Source organism: Enterococcus sp. AMC1252, assembly GCF_058216515.1.
Window position 1 is genome coordinate 1,619,452 of sequence record NZ_CM177097.1, and the last position, 23,270, is coordinate 1,642,721.

Genomic DNA, 23,270 nt, shown 5'->3' on the forward strand with positions numbered 1-23,270 from the left:
GTGTAAATATGAACTATTGTATCCAGTGTGGGAAAGAAATAAAGAACGAAGCAAAATTTTGCCCAATGTGTGGCAAAAAACAAGTTCAAGATAAAACAGAAGAGCAGACAGTTGAAACTATTTTAGAAAAAGGAACACAGATTCAATCGAATTTGAATGAACAGCTGAAAAATAATCAAACTGTTCAGCAGCTGAAAAAGGAGAGTAAAAACTATTTTAGCTGGTTAAATAGCCAAATCAAAGGAGTTGATAAACCAAGTATCCCAATTTTCGGTGTGGTTAATTTTCTATTGCTGGTTGTTTTGAATAGTCTAGCAGTTAGTCGCAGTATTGGAACTATAAATGGGTATACGCAGGAAACACCGTTATCCTTATTTATTGAAAGTTTGTTAGTGATCGGTGTTTATTTTTTGTTCTTTGTTTTAGTGTATTTTTTTGTCGTAAATAAACTATTTCGGAAACAAATAGTATTTTTAGACGTTTTTGACGTTCTCTTTAGTCCAGTAAGTTTAACGGTTTACATTAGCTTGTTTGCTTTTATCCTTTCTTTTTTACCAGGTGAATACTCAAATATGATTGTAATAGGATTATTCTATTTATCTGCATTATTGATCAGTCTATCGTTTACAGATCATTTATGGAATAGAAAGGAAGTTATTGGACGTTTTGGTTTGACACTTTTCGTTTTGTTCATATCCTTAAGTCTGGTTTTCTTAGTATTTAAACTATTAGGTGGATCAAAACTGTTCAATATTTTGATAGAACTTCTTTATTAGATTAGTCACGAAAAAAGACAGCTCTTTTTCAATCGGAGTTGTCTTTTTTTGAATCGTCTAAATCAGGTCAGGATTCATTTTTTTGTAATTTTCTAATTTATAAGCTAAGTTTTTTTCATAGTCATAGTTAAAAAAACTAAGATATAATCGATCAAAAAGGTACATTAAAGACGTCCGAGTTGAAAAGGAAGAGATTTTATTGTAATGATTTTCTAGTGAAGAGAACAACAGAACACCGTTGACTCTTTCAGAGAGAAGCGGGCTGTTTTTTGATGTAATCAATAAAATTTTACTCTTATTTTCCTTTAAATTATTTAAGATTTTTTTAACACTAGCGCCTCGTCCACCATATGAAACCACGATTGATAGATGGTCGGGACTGCTGTTTGCAGCGGATAAGTTTTGCATGTAATCATCGATGGGAACATTGATTCTTTTGCCAACTTCTTGCATTTGAAATTGAAAATTCTGGGCAAAATAGATATTTGCAGAAGAAGCATAGATGTCGATAAACACCGACTTATCAAGAAGTGCACTAGCATGTGCGATCATTTCAACCGTATTTGCATCAATTGTTGATTGCATCGTTTGTTCATAGACGGCCTTTAAATTTTTTGTCATTGCATAATGATTATCCTCTGCGGATATCGGGTAATCGACATCAATAATCTGTTCTGTGGCATGCTCATTTAAATGATTGACTAAAGCTAGTTTAAGATCGTTCAATCCATCAAGATCTAGCTTGTTGATCAAGCGATAAATCGTTGAAATAGAGACAAAGGAATGTTCAGCCAATTCTTTTGGAGAAAAATGAATCACTTTTTCTGGAAAATCTAGAATATAGTTTACAAGGGCCGTTTCACTTGTGGTAAGTTTATTTAAATTTTTCAATCTAAGAATTAAGTTCATTCTATAAAACACCTTTCAGTTAGGTTTGGATAACTGAATTATACTTGATTATTGCCATTATGTGTAAAAATAAAGAAACAGCTCGACATTTTTTCCGAACTGCTCCTTTATTTTATAGTAATTCGGCTAATGCTTTAGCGATGCCATCTTCGTTATTGGATAACGTGATTTTATCGGCTGCTTTTTTTAGGTCATCGACGGCATTACCCATTGCGATACCCATACCAGCATAATTAATCATAGAGAGATCATTATGACCATCGCCAAATGAAATGATATGTTCTTTGTTTATACCTAATGGTTTTAATGTTTGTTCTAACGCATTTGCTTTGTCGATTCCTAGGTCAGTAAATTCAAAATACATTGGTGCAGAAAAAACACCACTGACAGAGTTTTTGAATGGTGCGAAAATTTTTTCCCAATTATCTTGTAAGTATTCAGGCTGGGCCGCTACAAGAATTTTATGCAACGGGAAATCAACAAAAGCTGCTAAATCCTCTTTTTCACATAAGTGGAAGTTTCCACCGCGTGCCTCATATTCAATAATGTTGAATGAGTTGTTGGCAAACTTTAGATCTAGAACACCGTCAAAAACGTTATTGACGTACATATAATCATCTTTAGCAATCATTGGTTTCACATCGAATTGTTTAAGATGTTCCAATATATTCTTACTGCTTTGAACAGAAAGTGGCTGGCTGAATAATTCTTTTTGTGTGCTGACATCAAGCACATGAGCACCATTGTAAGACACGATCATTCCATTATACTGAGCCATGTCCAATGCCTCAACGTATTTCAACATACCTGGAGTAGGCCTGCCAGAAGCTAGAATGACTTTAATCCCATTTTTTTGAGCATCGATCAAAGCTTCTTTTGTGTCATTAGTCATTTTTTTTTCATCATTTATGAGTGTTCCATCGATATCTAAAACAATTGCTTTTACATCCATTGTATTGCCTCCATCTCATATTTATGCTAAATAGTTAATTCTAAGCGGTTCCCTTCTGGATCAGCGATTACAGACTCATAATAACCGTCACCAGTTGTGCGACAGGGACTTAATAATTCATAACCCTCCATAACTAAGATAGTAGTTAAATTATCAACAGTATCCTTACTACCTAATGAGACCGCTAAATGAGCAAACCCTGCCATTTCTTCTCTTGTTATACGATCAATGACATCATCCCGTTGCATGATTTCAAGTCTAGCACCATCAGAGAATGTTAAAAAATAAGAATGGAAACTTGTTTTAGGATTGTCGTAAAGATCAGAAGAGGTAGCATTAAAATAAGTTTCGTAAAACGTACGCATTTTTTCTAAGTCTCTTACCCATAAACCAATGTGTTCGATTTTCATAGTAAAACTCCTTTGCTGAATAATGTAAATGAACTAATCTTGAACTCGCTCAGTTGCTCAAATAATTGTTGACCATTCTAGTATAAAGGATAATGAAGCCCAAAAGAGAGGGGGGAAAGAAATTGGAAGTTTTTTTTCAAAAAACAAGATTGTTCAGGCTAAAATATGGAAATTTTTGTTCAAGACCAAATAGTGAGACAGAAAAAATCAGTTTTTTAAAGAATCTAAAATCGTAAAGATTGGCTGATCGATGCTGTCTGGTGTTCTTTAGAGACGATCCCCATGGAAAGCTACACTAGGTAAATATCACTTGTAAATAGGTCTTTATTCAAAAGGTTACCTCCCAGACGGTCATAGATTAAAGCTAATAATATAAAGGATATTATACATAACGTCACTGATTTTACTAGTCGAGAAAGCAAAGCTTGTTGACAAAACTAAAATAAGCATGATATATTAAATGCACTAAAAAACGAAGTGAGGGATCCGTGCGTTGAAAAATTAAGTCAATTTGTTGAAGCTGCATTCAGACTGTACTTTGAAACATTATCAAGGGAGCAGTGTGCAGATTTTCAGGGTTGGCATTAATTTTTCAGTGTACGGGTCTTTTTGTGTACTCCGTAAACATGTTGCTGATTCTGAAAAGAACAGAAAGAATCAACTTGATTCTTTTCGCTTTTCTTAATGAGGTGAGACTATGTCAAAAATTGAACTAAAAAATCTAACATTTGGGTATGATACACAAGAAAGCTTGCTATTTGATCAAGCAAATTTAAACTTTGATACACAGTGGAAATTAGGCTTGATCGGCAGAAACGGTCGTGGTAAAACAACATTGCTTAAAATTTTACAGAATCAACTTCCGTATAGCGGTCAAATCAAGCATCAATTAGAATTTCTATACTTTCCACAACCAATTAAAAACAAGCAGCAATTAACCTATTATGTGTTGCAGGAAATCAGTGATTTTGAACAATGGGAAATTGAGCGCGAGTTAAATTTACTGCAGGTCGATCCAGAAATTTTATGGCGTGAGTATACAACCCTTTCTGGTGGGGAACAAACGAAAGTCCTATTGGCGCTACTGTTTATTGATGATCATCATTTTTCGTTGATCGATGAACCTACTAATCACTTAGATATCATCGGACGAAAACAAGTAGCGGATTATTTAAAAAAGAAACGTCAAGGGTTCATTGTCGTCAGTCATGATCGTTCATTTGTCGATGAGGTTGTAGACCACGTTTTATCTATCGAAAAAAGCCAATTGGAACTCTATCAAGGAAATTTTTCTGTTTATGAAGAGCAAAAGAAAATCAAAGATGACTTTGAGTTCGCCCAAAATGAAAAATTAAAAAAAGAAGTTAGCCGCTTGAGAAAAACAGCTGCTGAAAAAGCTGAATGGTCTCGATCTAAAGAGCAAGATAAATATGGGAAAGCCTCTGAAAAAGGTAGTGGAGCAATCTACGATACTGGTTTTATTGGTGCAAGGGCTGCCCGTACGATGAAACGATCAAAAACAATCGAACATCGGATGGAAACCCAACTATCAGAAAAAGAAAGTCTTTTAAAAGATATCGAATATATTGATCCACTGACGATGAATTATCATCCTGGACATCACAAGCGTTTACTAACAGTGGAGAATTTAGTGTTAAGTTATCAAGAGCAAGAGCTATTTCAGAAGATTTCTTTTGAATTAAACCAAGGACAGCGAATTGCGTTAGCAGGACAAAATGGTTCTGGAAAATCATCGATCATTCGTTTTTTACTTGCTCAATTCGAAGGTGAGGCTAAAGGTGAAATTCTTCGTCCAGTTCAACTAAATATTAGTTATGTTCGTCAAAATTATGAGGATAATCAAGGAACGTTACTGGAGTTTTCTGAAGAACAAGGATTGAATCATCAAGAGTTTCTCAATAACTTGCATAAATTAGGAATGGAAAGAGAGGTTTTTCAAAACCGTATCGAGCAAATGAGTATGGGGCAACGTAAAAAAGTTGAGCTGGCAAAATCTTTGGCACAGCCCGCAGAATTGTATATCTGGGATGAACCGCTAAATTATCTTGATGTTTTTAACCAAGAGCAATTAGAAAAATTGATCTTATCAGTAAAACCAACCATGTTGTTAGTGGAACACGATCAAGCCTTCTTAGAAAAAATCGCAACGCAAGTTATTACTTTGGCTAAAAATAAATAAATAAGACCTGTCAAACGATGCTGTATAAAGCTCATTTGACAGGTCTTTTAGTAACTCTCTTCATTACAAGATATGTAAATGAATTAGTTGGTTTATCTCGTGGTGCTCGTTACCATCATTTTCGTTCTAAGTAGGAGATCCGTGACGAAGCAATCAGACAAAACGAGAACGTCGTGCAGAAAATATTATAGAAGAAATACATACTGTTTTTGAGAAGCTAGATATTGATTCGTTTATTCTAATGAGATACTTGATTGTGGACTGAATTATGTTTGTTTGTAGTAAAAGAAAATAATGCTACATTAGAGAATTGGCTTGAACTTCAAGAAGAACAATCTAAAAGTATCAGTAAAGTAGAGGGAGTTGAGCTAACAGGAACACATTATTTTCAGCATAATCAGTCTGAAACAATAACTGAAGAGTTAAAAGAATTTATGAGGGATAAATAAAACCTGAATGATCGTAATAAAGAGTTAATTCTAACGTATTCTAGTATTGTTATTATGAACTCTTTTTGTCATAATAAATATGAGGTAAAAAAAGTGAATGAAACTACTTTAGAGAAGTGAGAAAGTGGGTTGAGGTTATGAATTGTTGGGAAATTTTGGGGTTGGAACCAACTTCAGATAAAAAGAAAATCAAACAGATATACGCAGCAAAATTAAAGACGATGGATGTAGAAGAAGATCCTTTAGCATTTCAGATACTTAAAGAAGCTTTTGATTCTGCTATTTTTTTATCAGGATCAATTATTGAAAGCAATCGACCAATTGAAAAGAAAGACCCTAGAACAGACCAATCAATTGCAGATCAGAACGACTTTGAACAGTCACTAGAAATAGGTCAAGAAACTGAACTAGAGAAAATATCACTAGATGTATTCCCCGAAGTTTTTCCAATCAAAGGGACAGCTGAATTTGATTGCGACAAAAATCGTTTGAATTTGGAGACAAATGATTTTAAGAATAATAGCTCTCAGAGAGAGGAATCGAAAGAATCTTCATATGTTGAGATTTTTAATCAAGAATTGACAGCAATTTACGAAAAAAAGGACTTCTTTGCTGATGTAGAAAAATGGACACCGCTTTTTTCAAATGAACTGGAGTGGTCAATTGATGAACATGATGAAATAAGAGTAATGATGCAGCAATTTTTACTAGCCAATTATCGTGTGCTATCAAATGTAGTGATTAATTATTTAGCTACTTTTTTTGATTTTGATTCATTCATGAGTGATTATAAAACCAGTGATTACTTTCGGTATACTTGGACTGAAATCAAACAAGTACCTCCTCTTTCTTTTGAAATTTATCAAGAGATTCCTAAACTGCAAAGGATCGAGTATTTTACTAATCGATATGAGCTATTTCAAATCGTGGATCACGGAAACTTAAACGAAAGTACTTGGAGTGAGCGCCTAAATATATGTAAATTAATCACTACAAAAGATTATGATCTAATCAATTTACAAATTTCTTATCTTTTGTTGAAAGATTTCAGAATGGAGCAAGAACAAACTGTAACAGAATATACGACATTGCTTAGTGAATCGCAGTCTTTAAAAGAGAGTAAGACATGCGAATTTTTTAGTGCCTATTATCAATGGGTTAAAGAAAATGGATCTACGAATGACGTCCTAAAATATGATAAAGCTGAACTAACGATACCTATTACAATCGTCAATTTGTTAATGGGATATATCTATTTTAGCTTGCGACGTCACTCTCGAGTGAATGAATGTTGGGAGGAGTTAAGTCAAAAGAACCCTACATTGCTTAGAGCAGAAGAATTAGCTATGTTACAACCGATTGAACCAGTACAGATTCTCCCAAAAAAAGAAAAAAATGGTGGACACTATTTATGGGCTATTTTTTTGTTGATTTTTGCACTTGTTAAAATTGGTGGTACTATTTCAAAAAATAGTGATCGAAATTCTTATAAGTCACTACCTGACATTCAAAACATGTACAGCGGAGAGCGTGATTTTAAAACGAATTATGCTGCAAACAGTCTTCTGGAATTGAAAGAAAGTGAAAATATTTATGAGCAGTTTGTTTATTATTTTTACATTGATCGAGAGGATGAAGAACGAGCAAATTTTATAGAGTCAAACTTAGTTGGACAAGCGAAAGAAATGGCTGAAAACCTGACTATATCTGAGTTGCCTGAAATAAAAATCGATTCCAGATATGATTTTCATTCGTCACCAGATAATGTTGCTGATTATGGTTCTGTAACAGCATTGACTCTTTTAGACGATGATGAGCCTTTTATTATCTTGCAAGAAGACCAAGACGAAAACATCTCTAACGTTTTTGGAAATGGTTGGGAAGTATTGCCAAAAGACAAATTCAATGCACTCTGGGCCGACATTCAAGTTCGTCCAATGATGTCGCAAAAATTCTTTGTTGTATACTATTTAACATCGGAAGAACGCAAGGAAAATTTAAACGATAATCCAGAATACGTAACAGAGAATATAAAAAAACTACTAGAAAAAAATACTTCCATACCAATAGCAAAAGAGTTTGATTCAGGTACTTGGCAAATCAGTCAAGATGAAGAAGACAAACTATATACCATCATCAATGATGAAAATGATCAGCATCGCTTTATCCTATCTTATGATAGTTATGGCCGTGTAGAGCATATTTTCGGAGAAGGATGGGAGAAGTTGGATAATGCGAAGCAAAAATTGATCTACGACAATGCTGAAGAAAAAATTGGCATTTTTTAATTCATTAAACAAATAAATTCTACTTTATTTTAATTAGAAATTCTATGTTAAGAGGAAGAGTTAAGGCTGAGATAGTGAGAATATCAGTCTTAACTTTTTTATTTATATTAAAAAATTAAAAATAAAACAAATTTTGTGTATAATAAAGAAGCATCAATTTTGAAAATGATCGACACTTTATTTTCAAAACATGATTCAAATAAAAGAAGAAGGAAGTGTGAGCATTGGAAAATATTCTTAGTTTATTAGGCGTACTGATTGTTATTGTCGGTTTTGCAATGAAATTAGACTCGATTTTGATTGTAATGATTGCCTTAGTTGTGACGGCATTAGTCGGAGGAATAGGAGTAGAAGGCATGCTTGAAATTCTCGGCACAAGTTTTGTAAGTAATCGAGGTATGGCAATTTTTATTATTATTATGTTAGCAACAGGAACATTAGAGAGAAATGGTTTAAAAGAATCTGCAGCATCTTTAATTCGTCGATTCAAAAAAGTATCAGCAGGATTAATTATAGATATTTACGGTGTTTTCAGAATGATTTTTGCGGCATTCAACGTCAGCTTTGGTGGAGTTGCAGGGTTTGTTCGCCCAATTATTTTACCAATGTCGATTGGGGCAGTTGAATCGCAAAATTTAGAATTAAATGAAGATTATGAAGAGGAACTAAAAGGCATGGCTTCAGCGATGGAAAACATCTGCTGGTTTTTTGGACAAGTTTTGTTTATCGGTGGTTCAGGAGGACTGCTAGTTCAATCAACTTTAAAAGAACTAGGCTACGAGGTCACATTAGTCCAGTTAGCAGCTGTTGAAATTCCTGTTGCACTTGTGGCATTGATCACTGCTAGCATTTATTTCTATACAAAAGATCGCCGCTTGATGAAAAAATATTACGGCGATATCGAGAAGAAAGGAGAACGATCATGAGCTACTTTATGAATTCAGAAATATTGCTTGGTGAGAAATTATTGGAAGTTTTATATATTTTAATGGGTCTGATTTTGATTTATACAGGTATCAAGAATGTACTAGATAAAAGTAATCCTCATCGTTATGGTACGGGCTATTTTTGGTGTGCATTAGGAATTGTAATTGCGGGTGGTCGCTTTATTCCTTCAATAATCAGCGGTCTTTTGATCTTTTCTATGACGATTCCAGCAATCTTGAAAAAAGTCAGTAAAGGACAAAGTAAACTACCTTCTAAAGAATATATGCAGCAAATGTCAGATAAATTGGGAATGAAGATTTTTATTCCTGCCTTAAGCATTGGCGTATTTGCTATCATTTTTGCCTTATTTACTAAATTGGGTGCATTGGTTGGTGTTGGTGCTGGTGTTTTAGTAGCAATTTTGATTTTAATGTTTTATTCTAAACACAATAAACCAACGACTTTTTTAGATGATGCAGCGGACATGCTAGGAACTGTAGGACCTTTGAGTATGTTGCCAATGTTACTAGCGTCACTAGGTGCTGTATTCACTAGCGCAGGTGTTGGAACGGTGATTTCTTCAGCAGTTGGAACGATTGTCCCTCAAGGTAATGTATCTATAGGAATCATTATTTACGCTTTTGGAATGATGCTATTTACCATTATTATGGGAAATGCTTTTGCAGCAATAACTGTGATGACAGTCGGGATTGGAGCACCTTTTGTATTAGCTTATGGTGCTAATCCAGCATTGATTGGTATGCTGGCACTAACTTGTGGTTATTGTGGTACACTATTGACACCGATGGCGGCGAACTTCAATATAGTCCCAGTCGCTATGTTAGAGATGAAGGACAAATATGGTGTGATTAAAAATCAATGGTTTATTGCTATTTTTATGTTTGTTTTTCAAGTTGTATACATGATTTTATTTAAATGATAATTTCTCTTGCTTTGCGGGCTGATCGCTCATTAAAAGATCAAATTAAATAGAAATACGTCATTTGATTTTTCTAGTTATCATCCCAAGCTAGACGAGTTCTTTACGTTATTAATTTTAGGAGGAGATATGTAATGAAAGTTTTAATCACAGGTTTTGATCCATTTGGTGGAGATTCAGTGAATCCGGCATACGAAGCAGTAAAATTGATTCCAGATGAAGTAGCAGGAGCCAAAATCATTAAATTGGAAATACCAACTGTTTTTGGAGAAAGTGGGCAGGTGTTAAAAGCTTCAATGGAAGAACATAATCCTGATATTGTTATTTGTGTCGGACAAGCTGGTGGACGCAGCGCCGTTTCATTTGAGCGAGTAGCCATCAATTTAGCTGAGGCGAGAATACCTGATAATAAAGGGAATCAGCCAATTGGGACAAAATTAGAAGAAGACGGAGAGACAGCTTACTTTACTTCATTACCTATTAAAGCGATGATGAAAAATGTTCAGGACAATGGCTTACCAGCCTATATCTCTTATACTGCAGGCACATTTGTTTGTAACGATATCATGTATCGCCTATTGTACATGATTGATAGAGAGTTTTCAGGTGTTAAGGGCGGATTTATCCATGTGCCATTTGAACCAACACAAGTAATTGACCGACCTGTCGGGACGCCTTCTATGCCGATTCAAACGATTGCCGATTCGCTAGTGCTTGCAATCGAAGCAGCAGTGACAACTGATGTAGATATTGAGGAAAATACAGGAACCACACATTAAAAATGATTTAATTAAAATAGTTTGAACTAAGTACTCTTGGTTTGAACTATTTTTTACTAGTACAGTTATTAAATAGAGCTCAATACAAAAAAATGTTTTTTAATGATAATGATTCTCATTATCATTTTGTTGTGATATACTAACCCAATAAGGAAAGGAGTGCTTCAATGTATGAGCTTCAATTAGATACATTTTCAATTAAATATGCCACTTCTAAAACAGTAGACTGTCAAGTAATGCTTGACGATCATACATATATTGAAAATAAACCGTTACCTCGTTATTTTATCTGTGAGACGAAGTTGACATTCTTCGAATTTTATCAAGCTGATAGTCCTTATTTAGAAGAGACAGACTATCAATTATCTAATAAGTTCCAGCAAATTGTAGGTAGATTTCCCCATACAAATCAGAAAAAAATTACTCTAAATGATGAAGGTAGTTATAGTATCAATGAAGTACCAATTTATATAAATACGAAAGATTTTATTTTAGCGAAGAGTCAACCCGATAAATATCCAGAGTTCAATAAAAAACTAGAGGGTATTCAGTTATTGATACCTGTAACTGAAGAGCAAACATCATCGTATGTTAGCTATAAAAGAAAACGTCTATTTTTAGACGGGACTTATGGAATTAGGGAGTTGTTGGAAGTTGGTCAGGAAAAACATGTTCAAATTATTCAAAACAAACTAGAGTATGTAAATGAGTTATATTCATTTGCTAGTTATAGTTATGCAGCAATGGTTCAATTTTTACCAGAGTATGGAATTACAACGTATGATCAGTTTCATGAAGCATACGGTAAATACGTTTACAGTTTTACCATTACTAAAAATGGTAAAACAATCCCGTTGTTATGGCCTGATTACCTCTATCATAAACCTGAGAATCATTTAGAATTCGGTCTTTTAGCAAATGTAGATCAACCTAGATATCAACTATTTGATCGCTGGGAAACTGGTGAGTCTATAAGTATTGAAATTCTGGCTGAAGGGTTTGAAGATGTTCGATTTGAATCTCACTTGAAGCGTCAAATGATTTTTTCACCGGAATTATCTCAAACTGAATATATTCAAGGAGAGATGATTTGTCTAACAATAGACCCAGAAATTATTAAAGAGTTGAAGGAGCAAACTGCGCTGTTTCAACTGTTTAAAACAAAAAAAACTTTCGAGAACGCATACTTATTAGAGTATAATTTGCTAGAAGATCAATTAGTATTACCTAGTGCGCAATTGGAAAAACTAGGGCGTTATCAATTGAAAATCACTAGCGATCTGTACGGTCAGCTATTATTTTTATTCACAATAAAACAAGAAGGGTTAGTCCAAGAATGAAAAAGTTAAAAATTCAAGATTTTATTTCAATAGGAATCTATACAGCCATTTACTTTTTGGTCGTAACGATCGCCATGGTTATTTTACGTTTTACAATTCCAGCATTTAATTCTATTCTTATACCAAGTGCAACAGCACTTTTCGCTGGGATAGTTTATTTATTAGTCATACACCGTATTCCTCGTTTTGGAGCTATCACGATCATGGGGAGTGTAATGGGGTTGTTTTTCTTAGTATCGGGCCATTTTCCCTTATCTTTTTTACCAAATATTTTATGTGCAGTAGCGGCTGATTGGATTCAATATCGCGCAAAACTGACAGAAAAAATACGAACTATGATCAGTTACACAATATTTAGTTTTGGTTTGATGGGACCAGTATTGCCTCTGTGGTTTATGAAAAATGCTTATGTTGACTCATTGATTGCTCGTGGAAAGGATGCTGTCTACATTGATAAAGTCTTTGCACCAATCACAGCAACAACTTTCTATGTCTGTGTGGCAGCGGTTATTATATGTAGTATCTTAGGCATTTTCATAGGACAAAAAATCTATGTGAAACATTTTGATAAAACTAAAGGAAAAAGATATGGAAAAAACATACGTAATATTTGATCCTAGAAGTAAACTTTGTACGATTTTATTTGCTAGTTTTTTACTGATGTTCCCTTTGCCATTTAAAGCGGAAGTTTTGTTTGTGACTCTGCTCTTCTTGCTATTCATTTTAAACGGCGGTTTTAAAAAAGGTATGATTTTTTATGGTATATTTTGGTTGCTTGTTTTGGGGGATTATCTATTATTCCCCTATATCGATAACTCGTTTGCAGCTTTTTTTGATTTTTTATTTGTGGGCAATAGGCGGATGTTACCAACGATCATGGCAGCAACGTTTGCATTGAATCAAACAAAAATCAGTGAATGGATTGCGGCTTTAAAAAAGTGTCATGCACCTTTTGGATTGATTATCCCGTTAACCGTATTGTTTCGTTTTTTCCCCACATTATTTCAAGATTTTAAAAGTATTCGCAATGCAATGAAATATCGAGGGATTGCAGTTTCTACTATTGATTTGTTTTTGCATCCTTTTCAAACAATGGAGTATATTATTGTACCGATTTTGATGTCAGCTGAAAACACATCGCTAGATCTATCTTCAGCAGCATTAGTTCGGGGTTTAGCAAATCCAAAAGCACATACAAGTGTCTATGAGATACGATTGAAAGTTCAAGATTATTTATTGATTGGGTTATTAGTTCTTTGTGGAATTTTTGGGAGGTTTATTTAATGATTGATATACATGCTGTAACTTTTTCTTATGAAGATCAGGAAGAAATCATCCAACAAGTGGATTTAAAAGTACAAGCTGGTGAGTTTGTCGTATTATGTGGAAAAAGTGGTTGCGGAAAATCAACGTTATTAAGGATTTTAAATGGTTTGATTCCAGAATTGTATACTGGTGAGTTGACCGGAACCGGTATTGTGTTGAACCATGATCTGTTGGAAAAAGATTTTAATGAATATGTCAGAGATATAGGCGTTGTATTTCAAAATCCAAAAACTCAGTTTTTTACGAGTGATGTTTATTCTGAATTGGCTTTTGCTATGGAGAATTATGGTGTGGCTCAACAAGAGATGATCGATCGAATCAATGAAATAACCAGCTTGTTCTCATTAGAAGAATTTTTAGAACGTAGTATGTTTCATTTATCAGGAGGGCAAAAGCAACTAATTGCATTTGCTTCTGCTAGTATGTTGAAGCACCGTTTATTCATATTGGATGAACCTTCAAGTAATTTAGATGAAGCCACTATAACTCAGTTGAAATCCTATTTACAAGTATTAAAAGATCAAGGGATGACAATTATTGTTTCTGAACATCGCTTATATTATCTAACGGACCTTGCTGATCGCTATTTAATCATGGATGAGGGCAGAATTGTAGAAAGTCGTACGAGTCATGAAATGAAAGAGAAATCTTCTTTTGATATCAAGGAGATGGGGCTAAGATCGCTTCAGCAAACGTGTTTTAAGAAGGGAATTGAACGAATAGAAGGTTCTGCCAAAGTAGTGTTAGCATGTGAGCAGCTTGATTTTCATTATCGTAAACAGCCTTCTGTACTGAGTATTTCTTCACTCGCTTTAACTAGTTCTTATATAACAGGTATAATCGGCAGTAATGGGGCTGGAAAAACCACTTTTTCAAAACTGATTTCAGGATTACTAAAACCAAATCAGGGAACAATTATGCTGAATCAATTGGAGATGCGACCAAAAGATTTGATTAAAGAGAGTTTTATGGTGCTACAAGACGTTAATTTACAATTATTTTTTGAAACGGTAGAAAAAGAAATCAGTATAAATGCAAAGAATACTGAGGAGTTTGATAACGTTGTTCAGATGTTAAATTTAAAATCATTGTTATTAAGACATCCCCAGACCTTGTCGGGAGGAGAGAAGCAACGTGTTGCGATTGCTAGTGCCGTATTATCAGGCAAGAAATTAATCATCTTTGATGAGCCGACAAGTGGGTTAGACTTAGTGCATATGGAAGAAGTCAGTAATACGATTCGTTGGTTGCATCAAGAGAACATATTAGTGTTAGTGATTACTCACGATAAAGAGTTTCTCAGCCAAACTTGTCAACGAATTCTTCACTTTGATCAAGGGCAAATCATTGATGATTATTTTATCGAAACCATAAAAAAAAAGTAATGGAGGAAAAGTTATGTATATTGTAACGAATACAATTAAGACAGAAACGACTCACTCACAAAAAATTATTAAGCAGTTTACAGCGGGTCATACTAAAGAAAGTATGGAAATGGTAGATGGATTTTTAAATTTTCAATTAATGCATCGAATATTACCAGAGGATCCCGAAGTAACTGAATTAGTTGTCTTAAGTCGATGGACATCAAAAGAGCATCAAAAAAATTGGGTAAATAGTCAATCGTTCAAACAGATGCATCAAAGAAAAGAAGCAAAAAAAGAAGAGAGTGAAAATGAGCCTCCAAAGAGAGCAGGCATCATTTCAAGTACAATAGCTGAATATGAAGTTTTAACATAAAAAAGTTTCTGCATATAAACTATGCAGAAACTTTTTTTACTATTTATTTGATATTTTTCCTCATTGTTGTACAAAGAAGAAGATTCGGTGTTTTTTCTAACTAAGTACTAGTTTAATTGGAAAAATATAAGAAGTCAACATGATTTTATTTCGTATTTTCTCATTTTTTTTTCTTAAAATGAAAAAAAATGAGAATATAATCGAAAAAAGAAACATTCTTAGTCAAATCTATCTGTTTTCACACTAAATCCTTCTTTTTAGAGAGCTTTTTATTAGCCGTCAAAAAAATGGTCAAATAAATTAACAAAGGAATGAGCTAAAATGGCTAAAAAAGGTGAAAATATTTATAAGCGAAAAGATGGGAGATGGGAAGGTCGATATATTAAAGGTCGAGATAAGGCTGGTACAATTAAATATGGGTATGTATATGCTAAAAAATACAAAGAAGTTAAAACAAAGTTGATTGTGGTAAAAGCAGAGCTAATTGAGAGAGGCAAGGAGCCTAGAGAAGAATTGTTAGAAGAATGGTGTACTTTTTGGTTGGAAAACGAAGTGAAGATTTCAGTTAAAAGTTCTACGTATGCTCAATATCGATGGTTGTGCAGTACTTACATAGTTCCTTTCTTTAGAAATTGTTACCTACATAGAATAGAAAGAGATGATATTCAAGGATTTATTATTTACTTAGAGAAACAAAATTTAGCGTCAGGAACTATCAGAAATATTTTTACTTTATTAAAAAAAATGTTAATTGCTGCAAAGAATAAGCAACTTTTAATAGAAAGTCCTTATACCAAAATTCGGTTGCCTCATAAAAAAAAGAAAACAATTGCTGCATTATCTAGAGAAGATCAGCAAAAGCTAGAAGCTGTGGCATTAAATGAAAAAGGGTGTTCACCAATTATTCTATCACTATACTTAGGCCTAAGAATTGGTGAAATTAGTGGACTAAAGTGGTCTGATATTGATTTCAATAATGGAGTGGTGTATATAAAACGAACAGTCTCACGAGTAAAAACATCTTTTAAGACAGAAAATAAAACAAATATTATTATAAGTTCTCCTAAAACAGAACAATCATACAGAGTTGTACCATTATCGCAAAAAATACGTTATTATTTATTGGATAAAAGACAACAAAGCTGTTGCGAATACGTTGTTACTTGTAAGAATAGTTTAGCAGAACCTCGAGTTATCCGCTATCGATTCAAAAGTTCTATAAAAAAAGCTGGGATCTTAGATGTACACTTTCATATACTTCGACATACCTTCGCTACAAGATGTATTGAGATGGGAACAGATATAACTAGTCTTAGCAAATTGTTGGGACATACATCAGTTAAGATGACATTGGATATTTACACAGATTCCATGCTAGAAAGTCGTAAAGACATCGTACAAAAATTAGATCAACTTATGGTTGAGAATACAAAAATCCCTTTTTAGACTAAAACCGACATATAATTTAATGACTAAAATATAACTTTTTAAGTTATATTTTAGTCATTTTTTTGGATGCTGATTTTCTTAAAAAAATTTTTAAGCCGTCAATAAACCGTCAACTGCTTTTTTATAGTCAATAAGAACAGTCTTTTTATCAATATTTCTTCTTTGTACAACAATGAGGAAACTTTTTATAATATGATGCCCATCATTTTATTGAGTATAACATAATGGAAAACTTAAAAAAATTATTATGACTATCAAAAAAACATAACGAATCATCAATAACAAATAAATATATGTAAAAGGAAGGATCAGTCAATGTTTAACATAGGTATTGTTTCATTTTCAAGTACGCTTTGTGAAGAGTATTTGGAAAGAGTCAATGAAATCGGGAAAGTACATTTAATTAACCAAGAAAATATTCAAAAAATACTTCAAGATGTTGACTGTATCATTATTCCAGATAACAGTAATGACGATAATGCAATGAGCGTCACGTTACAAACGATTATAGAAATCAAATCCTTAACAAATAAACTAGTTTGGGTTTTAACGAATGATATGAGAAGCATTAAAAATGTTGTGTTTTTAAAATTAGGAGTTGATGGTGTTTTACCTGCAAATGGCTTTCCAGAAGAATTTATATTAGTAGTCAAAAATGCTTTAAATCGCAGCAAAACTGCATTTGAAAAGAGTGATCCTAATCTACAAAAATCAACTGAACTTTTTGGGAATAAAAATAAACAAGGTGAGTTAACAAAAGTAGAATTACTTCCAAGTAACTTAAGTGTCATTGTAGATGGGAAGGAAGAAATTGATCTAACTCGTCTTGAGTATCGAATTTTCGAGTTATTGTATGAAAAACGAAATAAAGTCGTATCTTATGAAGAAATATACTCGACAGTCTGGAAAAATGAAATAGGGAATAAACAATATCGGGTGGCAAATATAATATTTCATCTAAGAAAAAAAATTGAAACTGATTCTAATTCCACTCAACTTATTAAAACAGTTCGTTCGATAGGTTATCGACTGAGTTATTAACTATTGCTTGTCTGACATTTAATCAAGTTCTTCATAATACCTTGATTTGGAAAAACATAAGTACATCCTTGCTTACGTATAGGACCGTGAGCAAGAAATCTAAGTTTAGAAAGGAGTTGAAAAAATGAAAATCGGAAAAAAAGCATATTTTTTAGGTGTTACTTGTGTGTTGTTGTTATTTGGAACGTTCTTTCTAATGAAAAGTTCTTCTATAAAAGCTTCTGAATCAGAACTGAGTACGATTGTATTAGAACAAACGGCAAATCAAATTCAAGCATCGGAAGAAAATAAGTTATATTTTTCATTAAATGTAAAGTCGGCAAAAAAAGATCAGTCCATTTTATTAGACTACTCCGATGAAGTATCTTTTGATAAAGAACAAATACTAGAAATGAACAAAGAAAAACTTTCGTTTGTTCAAGTTGATGAGGATAAGACAACATTGCAATTAAAGCTTGCAAAAGAGTCTAAAGAGACAGTGCTTCACTTTCAGGCTACAGAGAAGAAGACGGCAGTTCATACAATTCAAGCTTCATCTGAACAGAAGCGTTCAAACCAATTAGTAATTGGTAAAGAAGTAAAAGCATCTACAACAACTTCCAATTCTTCATTTCAATCTGAAGAGAAGTCAAAAGACCTTACTAATTTCTCTATGCCTTATGCAGATGAATGGACGGAAATATATACAGCTGAAGAAGCATCGATAGCAGCGGGTGTAGGGAAAGAATTACGTTACGGATTTGGTCCTACAGATGCCTTGGGAACGACAAGTATATCTGGTAACAAGCAAAAACAATTTGCTATTCCTAACGTAACTTTCATGGACAATGGTAAAAGAGTTCAACATATTTATCATAAGCAAAGTCCAATGAGTAAACCGGAAGAGGCTGGTCAATCCTTATGGACAAGTTATGGGCTGATTTATGCGTATGGAAATAATACAAGTCCTACTGTATTTAATACCGGAAGCCATATTACCAGTGAAGGATACAAATATTACAAACGTGTGCTGCCAAATGGAATGACTGTTTATAAATTGACTTATAATACCGCCTTTGATTCCAAAAAATTTCATGTTGAGATTATTATGACTGGTAAAACAACTGGTACTGTAAATGTGGAATATACTGTGACCAATACAGGGACAGGCAAAGCAACAGATTTTGTCATTGGTTCGATGATTGATACTGAATTAAACGAAGATGATCAAGTACCAATTTACGCTATTGGTGATAATAAAGGCGTTTATATTGAAAATACGAAAGATAAGGTAAATAAGTATAAACTTCAATATCTATTTACCGGTTTAAATTCTGTCCAAAATTGGACAGGAAGACACTGGATTCAAGGAACAAATGCCTTTCCTAGAGATCATTTCTTAAGTTATTTCTTTAATTATGATGATTCAGGTTTTTCAGCTTTAAACTCAGTTGGTTATGAGGCTCAAAATTATCCTGCTGACCAATTAGTGTACGTAACTTCTGATATCAATAAGATGGATACGGCAATTTTTATGAAAAATCAACCAACATCGCTTGAAGTCAATGAAGGAACAAAAATGTCTTATGATGTAACGATTGGGCTTCCAGGTAATCCGCCAGAGGTATTCATTGATCAAGCTGATCAAGATGTACTTCTAGGAAACAATTTTGAGGTTACAGGTAAATGGAGTGATTCTGAGAGTCGGTTTGTTGATTTATTTTATACGCTTGATGGTGGATCACCAGTGAAATTTGGTGATCAAGTTCCTAATGATATGACTAGCCCAGGGAAGAAAATAGACTGGAAATTCACACTACCAAGTTCAGTCTTGACGTTAGGTACAAGAGTGATCAAGGTTTACGCTGTAGACCTTGAAGGACATATTTCGGAAGAAAAAACTTTGAATTTAACAATTAAGGCCGGCGAGGCGGATCTGATAGTTAAATTTATTGATGAAGAAAGCAACAGTATTCATCCAGATATAAAAATAACTAGAAATATAGGTAGCATTGTTGATTTAACCAAAGAAGCTGATGTAGTGACTGCTGTAAACGAACAATTAGAAAAAAATTACGAAATTGTAAGTAGACCAGTATCAGAAAATGCAATAGAGATTGTTGAAAATATTCAACCTGTAGTTTATCAATTTAAAGGACGAATCGTATTATCTGCGCCAAAAGAAATCGATTTTGGAACTCAGATTGTCAAAGCGCAAGAAACTGTGATCGAAGAGCCTGTTCGAATTGATGGTGCTCTGGTAATTCAAGACAGTAGAGCAACTAAAAAACCTTGGATATTGCAGGCACGTATGAAACAAGAACTAACGAATAGTAATAATGAAGTTGTAACCAATGCAATTCGCTATGTATATCGCGGAAATCCGATTAAGTTGAACTCCGGCATGCAAGAAGTAGCTGGAGGGAAAAATACGGATGAGACACCGAATAAACTTAGCGATAAATGGTCTGCCAAAGGCGACGGTTTCAAGCTAATAACCGAAACGGGTGCTGTTAAAGAATCTGGTGTTTATACAGGAATTATCCACTGGGAATTAGTTGAAGGACCGCCATAGAGAGGGGAAGAATATGAAAAAAAATAAGTTTCTAGTTAGCATTCTGACTATCTCAGTCTTTGTTCTCTCAACTTTCTTAGCATCTGTAACGTATTTCGCAGCTGATGGCGGTCAGATAGGTCACGAAGCTGTAATTGAGTTTTATCGTGATGCTGACGAAAAAGAACCGCCAACTAGTACCTCAGATTCAAATGAAAAATCTAACATTGGTGACGAGCCTAAAGTAACCAAGCCTATTGGACGTTATCCGCAAACAGGAGAAATTGTAAAAAAATCACTTGTGCTTAGTGGTGTGCTCTTAGCTTTATCCGCTATTTATGTTTACGTGAAAAAGCAAAGGAAAGAAGACAAAGGGGAGAACAAATAATGAAAAAGATAATGATAAGCGTTTTTTGTTTCTCCATACCGCTTTGGCTTATTCCAATAGACAATGTTCAGGCACAATCCGTTACAAATGAGGGGACAATCGGCTTTGATGCCTCACTCATCCCTCCTCAAGTAGTTGATCCGGAAAAACCTGGAAAACCAGTTGATCCAGGCCCAAGCCCATCAACAGAAGGATTTCTAAGAATTGATTTTGTTCCTAGACTGGACTTTGGTAGAAATCGATTATCAAAAAATGATCATTCTTATCAAGCTAGAGCTCAGTTATTCCACGATGACACTGGTCCAAGAGGGAATTTTGTACAAATAACAGATAGCCGTTCTACTGGAACTGGTTGGACCTTACAAGTCCGCCAAGAATCACATTTTATGATTCCAAAACATGAAAACTCAGAAATAAAAGGTTCATATATTTCATTGGACAAAACATGGACGAATTCATCAATGGATAAAAAATATGCCCCTGCATTATTAAATGATGTCATTAAAATTGACAAAGTTCAAACCACTTATGATTTAGCGAAAGCTGATAAAGGAAAAGGACAAGGTATTTGGAGTGTAGAATTTGGAGCGTCTGAAGAAAATGAGAATGATTTAGATTCCACATTGACGCCATTGATTGATGACACGGGAAAACCAGTACTTGATCCAAGTTTTGAAAACAAGCAGGCGTATGAAAACAGTGCAGTAACATTTTTTGTTCCCGGTTCTTCTGATAGAGAGCCCGGAAAATACCAAACGGTGCTGACTTGGATATTATCTGAGTTACCATAAATATTAATAGAATAACTAGGAGGAAACACAAATGAAAAAAAGAACACTATGTTCTATCGCATTACTAACAGTTTTAGGAGCAAACGTAATATTGCCAGCAGCCGCAAGTGCTGATAATGGTAAAGCAACTGAGGTAAATGGAGAAGGTACAATTGATTACGTAGAGGATTCAGGCAAAAATACGGATAAAGACCCGGAAGATCCTAAAAAACCAGTTGACCCACCATATGTTCCAAATCCTGATAATGGTCCATTAAAAATTGATGGTGTTTCAACGATGAACTTCAAACAACAAAAAGCGGTTTTAACTGATGAAAACTACTTTGCTGAGCAAGTTGAAGTATCCCAGGCTGACGGTTCAAAAGAAAAACGTGGGGTTTACTTGCAATTAACTGACAAACGTATTGATAAACGCTCAAAATGGGTTTTGAGAGCAAAAATGACACAACAATTTAAAGCTGCATCTGGAAATACACTTGATAATGCAACAATCAGTTTTAAAAACCCAATCGTTGAAACTGATACAGACGCGGCTGTTAGCCCACATGCTGTATTAGCAGCAACTGGTTCAACATTTAAATTAGATCAAACTCAAAATGTAGTTGATGTATTAGAAACAAAAGCTGCTGCTGACGGATTTGGTACGTATACTGTTGCTTTTGGTAATACAGTTGGATACAACACTGCTACTGGAAAAGGAACTGCAGAGGACTCAACTGGTGTGCCAAATGCTACAGATGCAAATAAAATCGAAAATGGTTCTGTTTCATTATTTGTTCCAGGCAAAACAGTGAAAACAAAAGAAGCTCATACAGCAATTGTTTTGTGGGAACTTGCAGAAGTACTTTAAAATTAGTTAGTAAATAAAACGAGAATGTTTCATAAGACAAGCCCACTGATTATTACGATTAGTAATCGGGAGCTTGTCTTTGAATGAGAGGATTTGTTGTACGTCTATGAGAAAATTTTTTCAGAACTTAGTCATTATTTCTTTTTTAGTTATTTCGTTTCTTTTTGTAGAAGCACAAGTAAGCGATGCTGCAGCGGATACGTCAGGAGCGGTTGGATTTTTATATAAAACGAACCACCCAGAAAATCAGATTGATGAGTCAGGTTACTTTAACCTAAAAATGACGCCTGGTCAAAAGCAGAAAGTATCGATTACATTGACGAATCCAAGTAAAAAAGAGGTGACGGTCAATGTGAGTTTAAATGGAGCAAGAACAAATTCAAATGGTGTCTTAGAGTATGGGAAAACGAATTTAGAAAAAGATGCGTCAATGAAATTTGATTTTAACGATATTGTAAAAGGGCCGAAAACGATCACACTCCCAGCAGAATCAGATAAAGATCTAGAATTGCAAATCAATATGCCTGAGACAGGTTATGATGGCATTATTTTAGGTGGAATCCAACTACAAAAAGTGGATGAAGATCAAAAGAAAGAAAACACAGGGACTACGATCATCAATGAATATGCGTACACGATTGCAATGTTGCTAAGAGAAAATGATACGAAAGTAGAACCTCAAATGGGCTATTTAAAAGCATATGGAACTCAACCAAATGGGCGTAATACTATCACTGTAGATTTAGCTAATCAACAATCAGATTTACTTAATGATCTAACTGTAGAAGTTCAAATTATGCCTGACAAAAATGATGAAGTTCTTTTTGAATCAAAAAAGACTAAAATGCGCATGGCTCCGAATTCTGTTTTAAATTACCCCATTAGCATGGAAGGACAACCAATGGTGCCTGGTAAATATAGGGCACATGTTACAGCAATAGCTTCAGATAAAAAATGGGAGTGGACAGAAACATTTGAAATAACGAAGGCAGAAGCAGATAAATTTAATCGAGAAGACATTGGTATTGATCAAGATAGAGGAATCGATATTAAATTAGTAGCTATGATTGTGGGTGGAATTATAGGAACCATCCTGATTATTTTCTTGATTATACGTTTAGCAACAAATAAAAAGAACAAACAAAGAAAACGATCATCTAAAAAAAGGTAGGACAGAGAGTT

22 protein-coding genes are annotated in these 23,270 nt (G+C 34.1%); 19 read left to right on the plus strand and 3 right to left on the minus strand.

From position 1 onward, the window contains the following. Positions 1-8: 8 nt before the first annotated feature. On the plus strand, positions 9-776 hold the full coding sequence (locus tag AC4BB5_RS07670) for a zinc ribbon domain-containing protein (RefSeq protein ID WP_490458758.1): 768 nt from the start codon (positions 9-11) through the stop codon (positions 774-776). Between the two features lie 57 nt (positions 777-833). Here AC4BB5_RS07670 and AC4BB5_RS07675 read toward each other — a convergent pair whose 3' ends face one another. From AC4BB5_RS07675 to AC4BB5_RS07685, 3 genes are all read right to left on the minus strand, one after another. Continuing rightward, positions 834-1,685, minus strand: coding sequence for a MurR/RpiR family transcriptional regulator (locus AC4BB5_RS07675; protein WP_490458759.1), 852 nt, complete (start codon positions 1,683-1,685; stop codon positions 834-836). Between the two features lie 112 nt (positions 1,686-1,797). Continuing rightward, positions 1,798-2,637 carry a Cof-type HAD-IIB family hydrolase gene (locus AC4BB5_RS07680; RefSeq protein WP_490458760.1) on the minus strand — a complete coding sequence of 280 codons (840 nt, stop codon included), beginning with the start codon at positions 2,635-2,637 and terminating at the stop codon, positions 1,798-1,800. A gap of 26 nt (positions 2,638-2,663) precedes the next feature. Next, entirely contained in the window at positions 2,664-3,047 is a 384-nt protein-coding gene (locus AC4BB5_RS07685; protein ID WP_490458761.1) for a VOC family protein, read from the minus strand. 697 nt (positions 3,048-3,744) lie between these two features. Between AC4BB5_RS07685 and AC4BB5_RS07690 the strand changes: the two genes are divergently transcribed. From AC4BB5_RS07690 to AC4BB5_RS07775, 18 genes are all read left to right on the plus strand, one after another. Beyond that, on the plus strand, positions 3,745-5,247 hold the full coding sequence (locus tag AC4BB5_RS07690) for an Lsa family ABC-F type ribosomal protection protein (protein ID WP_490458762.1): 1,503 nt from the start codon (positions 3,745-3,747) through the stop codon (positions 5,245-5,247). Positions 5,248-5,501: 254 nt separating this feature from the next. Next, on the plus strand, positions 5,502-5,696 hold the full coding sequence (locus AC4BB5_RS07695; protein ID WP_490458763.1) for a hypothetical protein: 195 nt from the start codon (positions 5,502-5,504) through the stop codon (positions 5,694-5,696). Positions 5,697-5,833: 137 nt separating this feature from the next. Beyond that, on the plus strand, positions 5,834-7,984 hold the full coding sequence (locus tag AC4BB5_RS07700) for a hypothetical protein (protein WP_490458764.1): 2,151 nt from the start codon (positions 5,834-5,836) through the stop codon (positions 7,982-7,984). A gap of 224 nt (positions 7,985-8,208) precedes the next feature. Continuing rightward, on the plus strand, positions 8,209-8,910 hold the full coding sequence (locus tag AC4BB5_RS07705) for a DUF969 domain-containing protein (RefSeq protein WP_490458765.1): 702 nt from the start codon (positions 8,209-8,211) through the stop codon (positions 8,908-8,910). Beyond that, positions 8,907-9,851: a DUF979 domain-containing protein gene (locus AC4BB5_RS07710; RefSeq protein ID WP_490458766.1), complete on the plus strand. Its 945-nt coding sequence runs from the start codon at positions 8,907-8,909 to the stop codon at positions 9,849-9,851. The genes AC4BB5_RS07705 and AC4BB5_RS07710 overlap by 4 nt, the downstream gene beginning before the upstream one ends. A 134-nt stretch (positions 9,852-9,985) precedes the next feature. Next, positions 9,986-10,630: a pyroglutamyl-peptidase I gene (gene pcp / locus AC4BB5_RS07715; RefSeq protein ID WP_490458767.1), complete on the plus strand. Its 645-nt coding sequence runs from the start codon at positions 9,986-9,988 to the stop codon at positions 10,628-10,630. A 167-nt stretch (positions 10,631-10,797) separates the two neighbouring features. Beyond that, on the plus strand, positions 10,798-11,970 hold the full coding sequence (locus AC4BB5_RS07720; protein ID WP_490458768.1) for a hypothetical protein: 1,173 nt from the start codon (positions 10,798-10,800) through the stop codon (positions 11,968-11,970). Further along, positions 11,967-12,584 carry an MptD family putative ECF transporter S component gene (locus tag AC4BB5_RS07725; protein ID WP_490458769.1) on the plus strand — a complete coding sequence of 206 codons (618 nt, stop codon included), beginning with the start codon at positions 11,967-11,969 and terminating at the stop codon, positions 12,582-12,584. Before AC4BB5_RS07720 ends, AC4BB5_RS07725 begins: the two co-directional genes overlap by 4 nt. Continuing rightward, positions 12,559-13,254 (plus strand): energy-coupling factor transporter transmembrane component T, encoded by a 696-nt coding sequence (locus AC4BB5_RS07730; RefSeq protein WP_490458770.1) that lies wholly within the window; start codon positions 12,559-12,561, stop codon positions 13,252-13,254. Before AC4BB5_RS07725 ends, AC4BB5_RS07730 begins: the two co-directional genes overlap by 26 nt. Beyond that, positions 13,254-14,681 (plus strand): ABC transporter ATP-binding protein, encoded by a 1,428-nt coding sequence (locus AC4BB5_RS07735; protein ID WP_490458771.1) that lies wholly within the window; start codon positions 13,254-13,256, stop codon positions 14,679-14,681. The genes AC4BB5_RS07730 and AC4BB5_RS07735 overlap by 1 nt, the downstream gene beginning before the upstream one ends. Before the next feature lie 13 nt (positions 14,682-14,694). Beyond that, positions 14,695-15,036: an antibiotic biosynthesis monooxygenase gene (locus AC4BB5_RS07740; protein ID WP_490458772.1), complete on the plus strand. Its 342-nt coding sequence runs from the start codon at positions 14,695-14,697 to the stop codon at positions 15,034-15,036. A gap of 321 nt (positions 15,037-15,357) precedes the next feature. Then, complete coding sequence (locus AC4BB5_RS07745; protein ID WP_490458773.1) at positions 15,358-16,482, plus strand: tyrosine-type recombinase/integrase; 1,125 nt, start codon at positions 15,358-15,360, stop codon at positions 16,480-16,482. Between the two features lie 318 nt (positions 16,483-16,800). Continuing rightward, positions 16,801-17,526 (plus strand): winged helix-turn-helix domain-containing protein, encoded by a 726-nt coding sequence (locus tag AC4BB5_RS07750; protein ID WP_490458774.1) that lies wholly within the window; start codon positions 16,801-16,803, stop codon positions 17,524-17,526. Positions 17,527-17,650: 124 nt separating this feature from the next. Continuing rightward, the gene (locus tag AC4BB5_RS07755) at positions 17,651-20,080 is read left to right on the plus strand and encodes a hypothetical protein (protein WP_490458775.1); all 2,430 of its coding nucleotides are present in this window, start codon (positions 17,651-17,653) and stop codon (positions 20,078-20,080) included. Positions 20,081-20,093: 13 nt separating this feature from the next. Continuing rightward, positions 20,094-20,447 (plus strand): LPXTG cell wall anchor domain-containing protein, encoded by a 354-nt coding sequence (locus AC4BB5_RS07760; RefSeq protein WP_490458776.1) that lies wholly within the window; start codon positions 20,094-20,096, stop codon positions 20,445-20,447. Next, complete coding sequence (locus AC4BB5_RS07765; protein WP_490458777.1) at positions 20,447-21,238, plus strand: WxL domain-containing protein; 792 nt, start codon at positions 20,447-20,449, stop codon at positions 21,236-21,238. Before AC4BB5_RS07760 ends, AC4BB5_RS07765 begins: the two co-directional genes overlap by 1 nt. Before the next feature lie 31 nt (positions 21,239-21,269). Beyond that, positions 21,270-22,088, plus strand: coding sequence for a WxL domain-containing protein (locus AC4BB5_RS07770; RefSeq protein ID WP_490458778.1), 819 nt, complete (start codon positions 21,270-21,272; stop codon positions 22,086-22,088). Positions 22,089-22,194: 106 nt separating this feature from the next. Next, entirely contained in the window at positions 22,195-23,259 is a 1,065-nt protein-coding gene (locus tag AC4BB5_RS07775) for a WxLIP family cell surface protein (protein ID WP_490458779.1), read from the plus strand. The last annotated feature ends 11 nt before the right edge of the window (positions 23,260-23,270 follow it).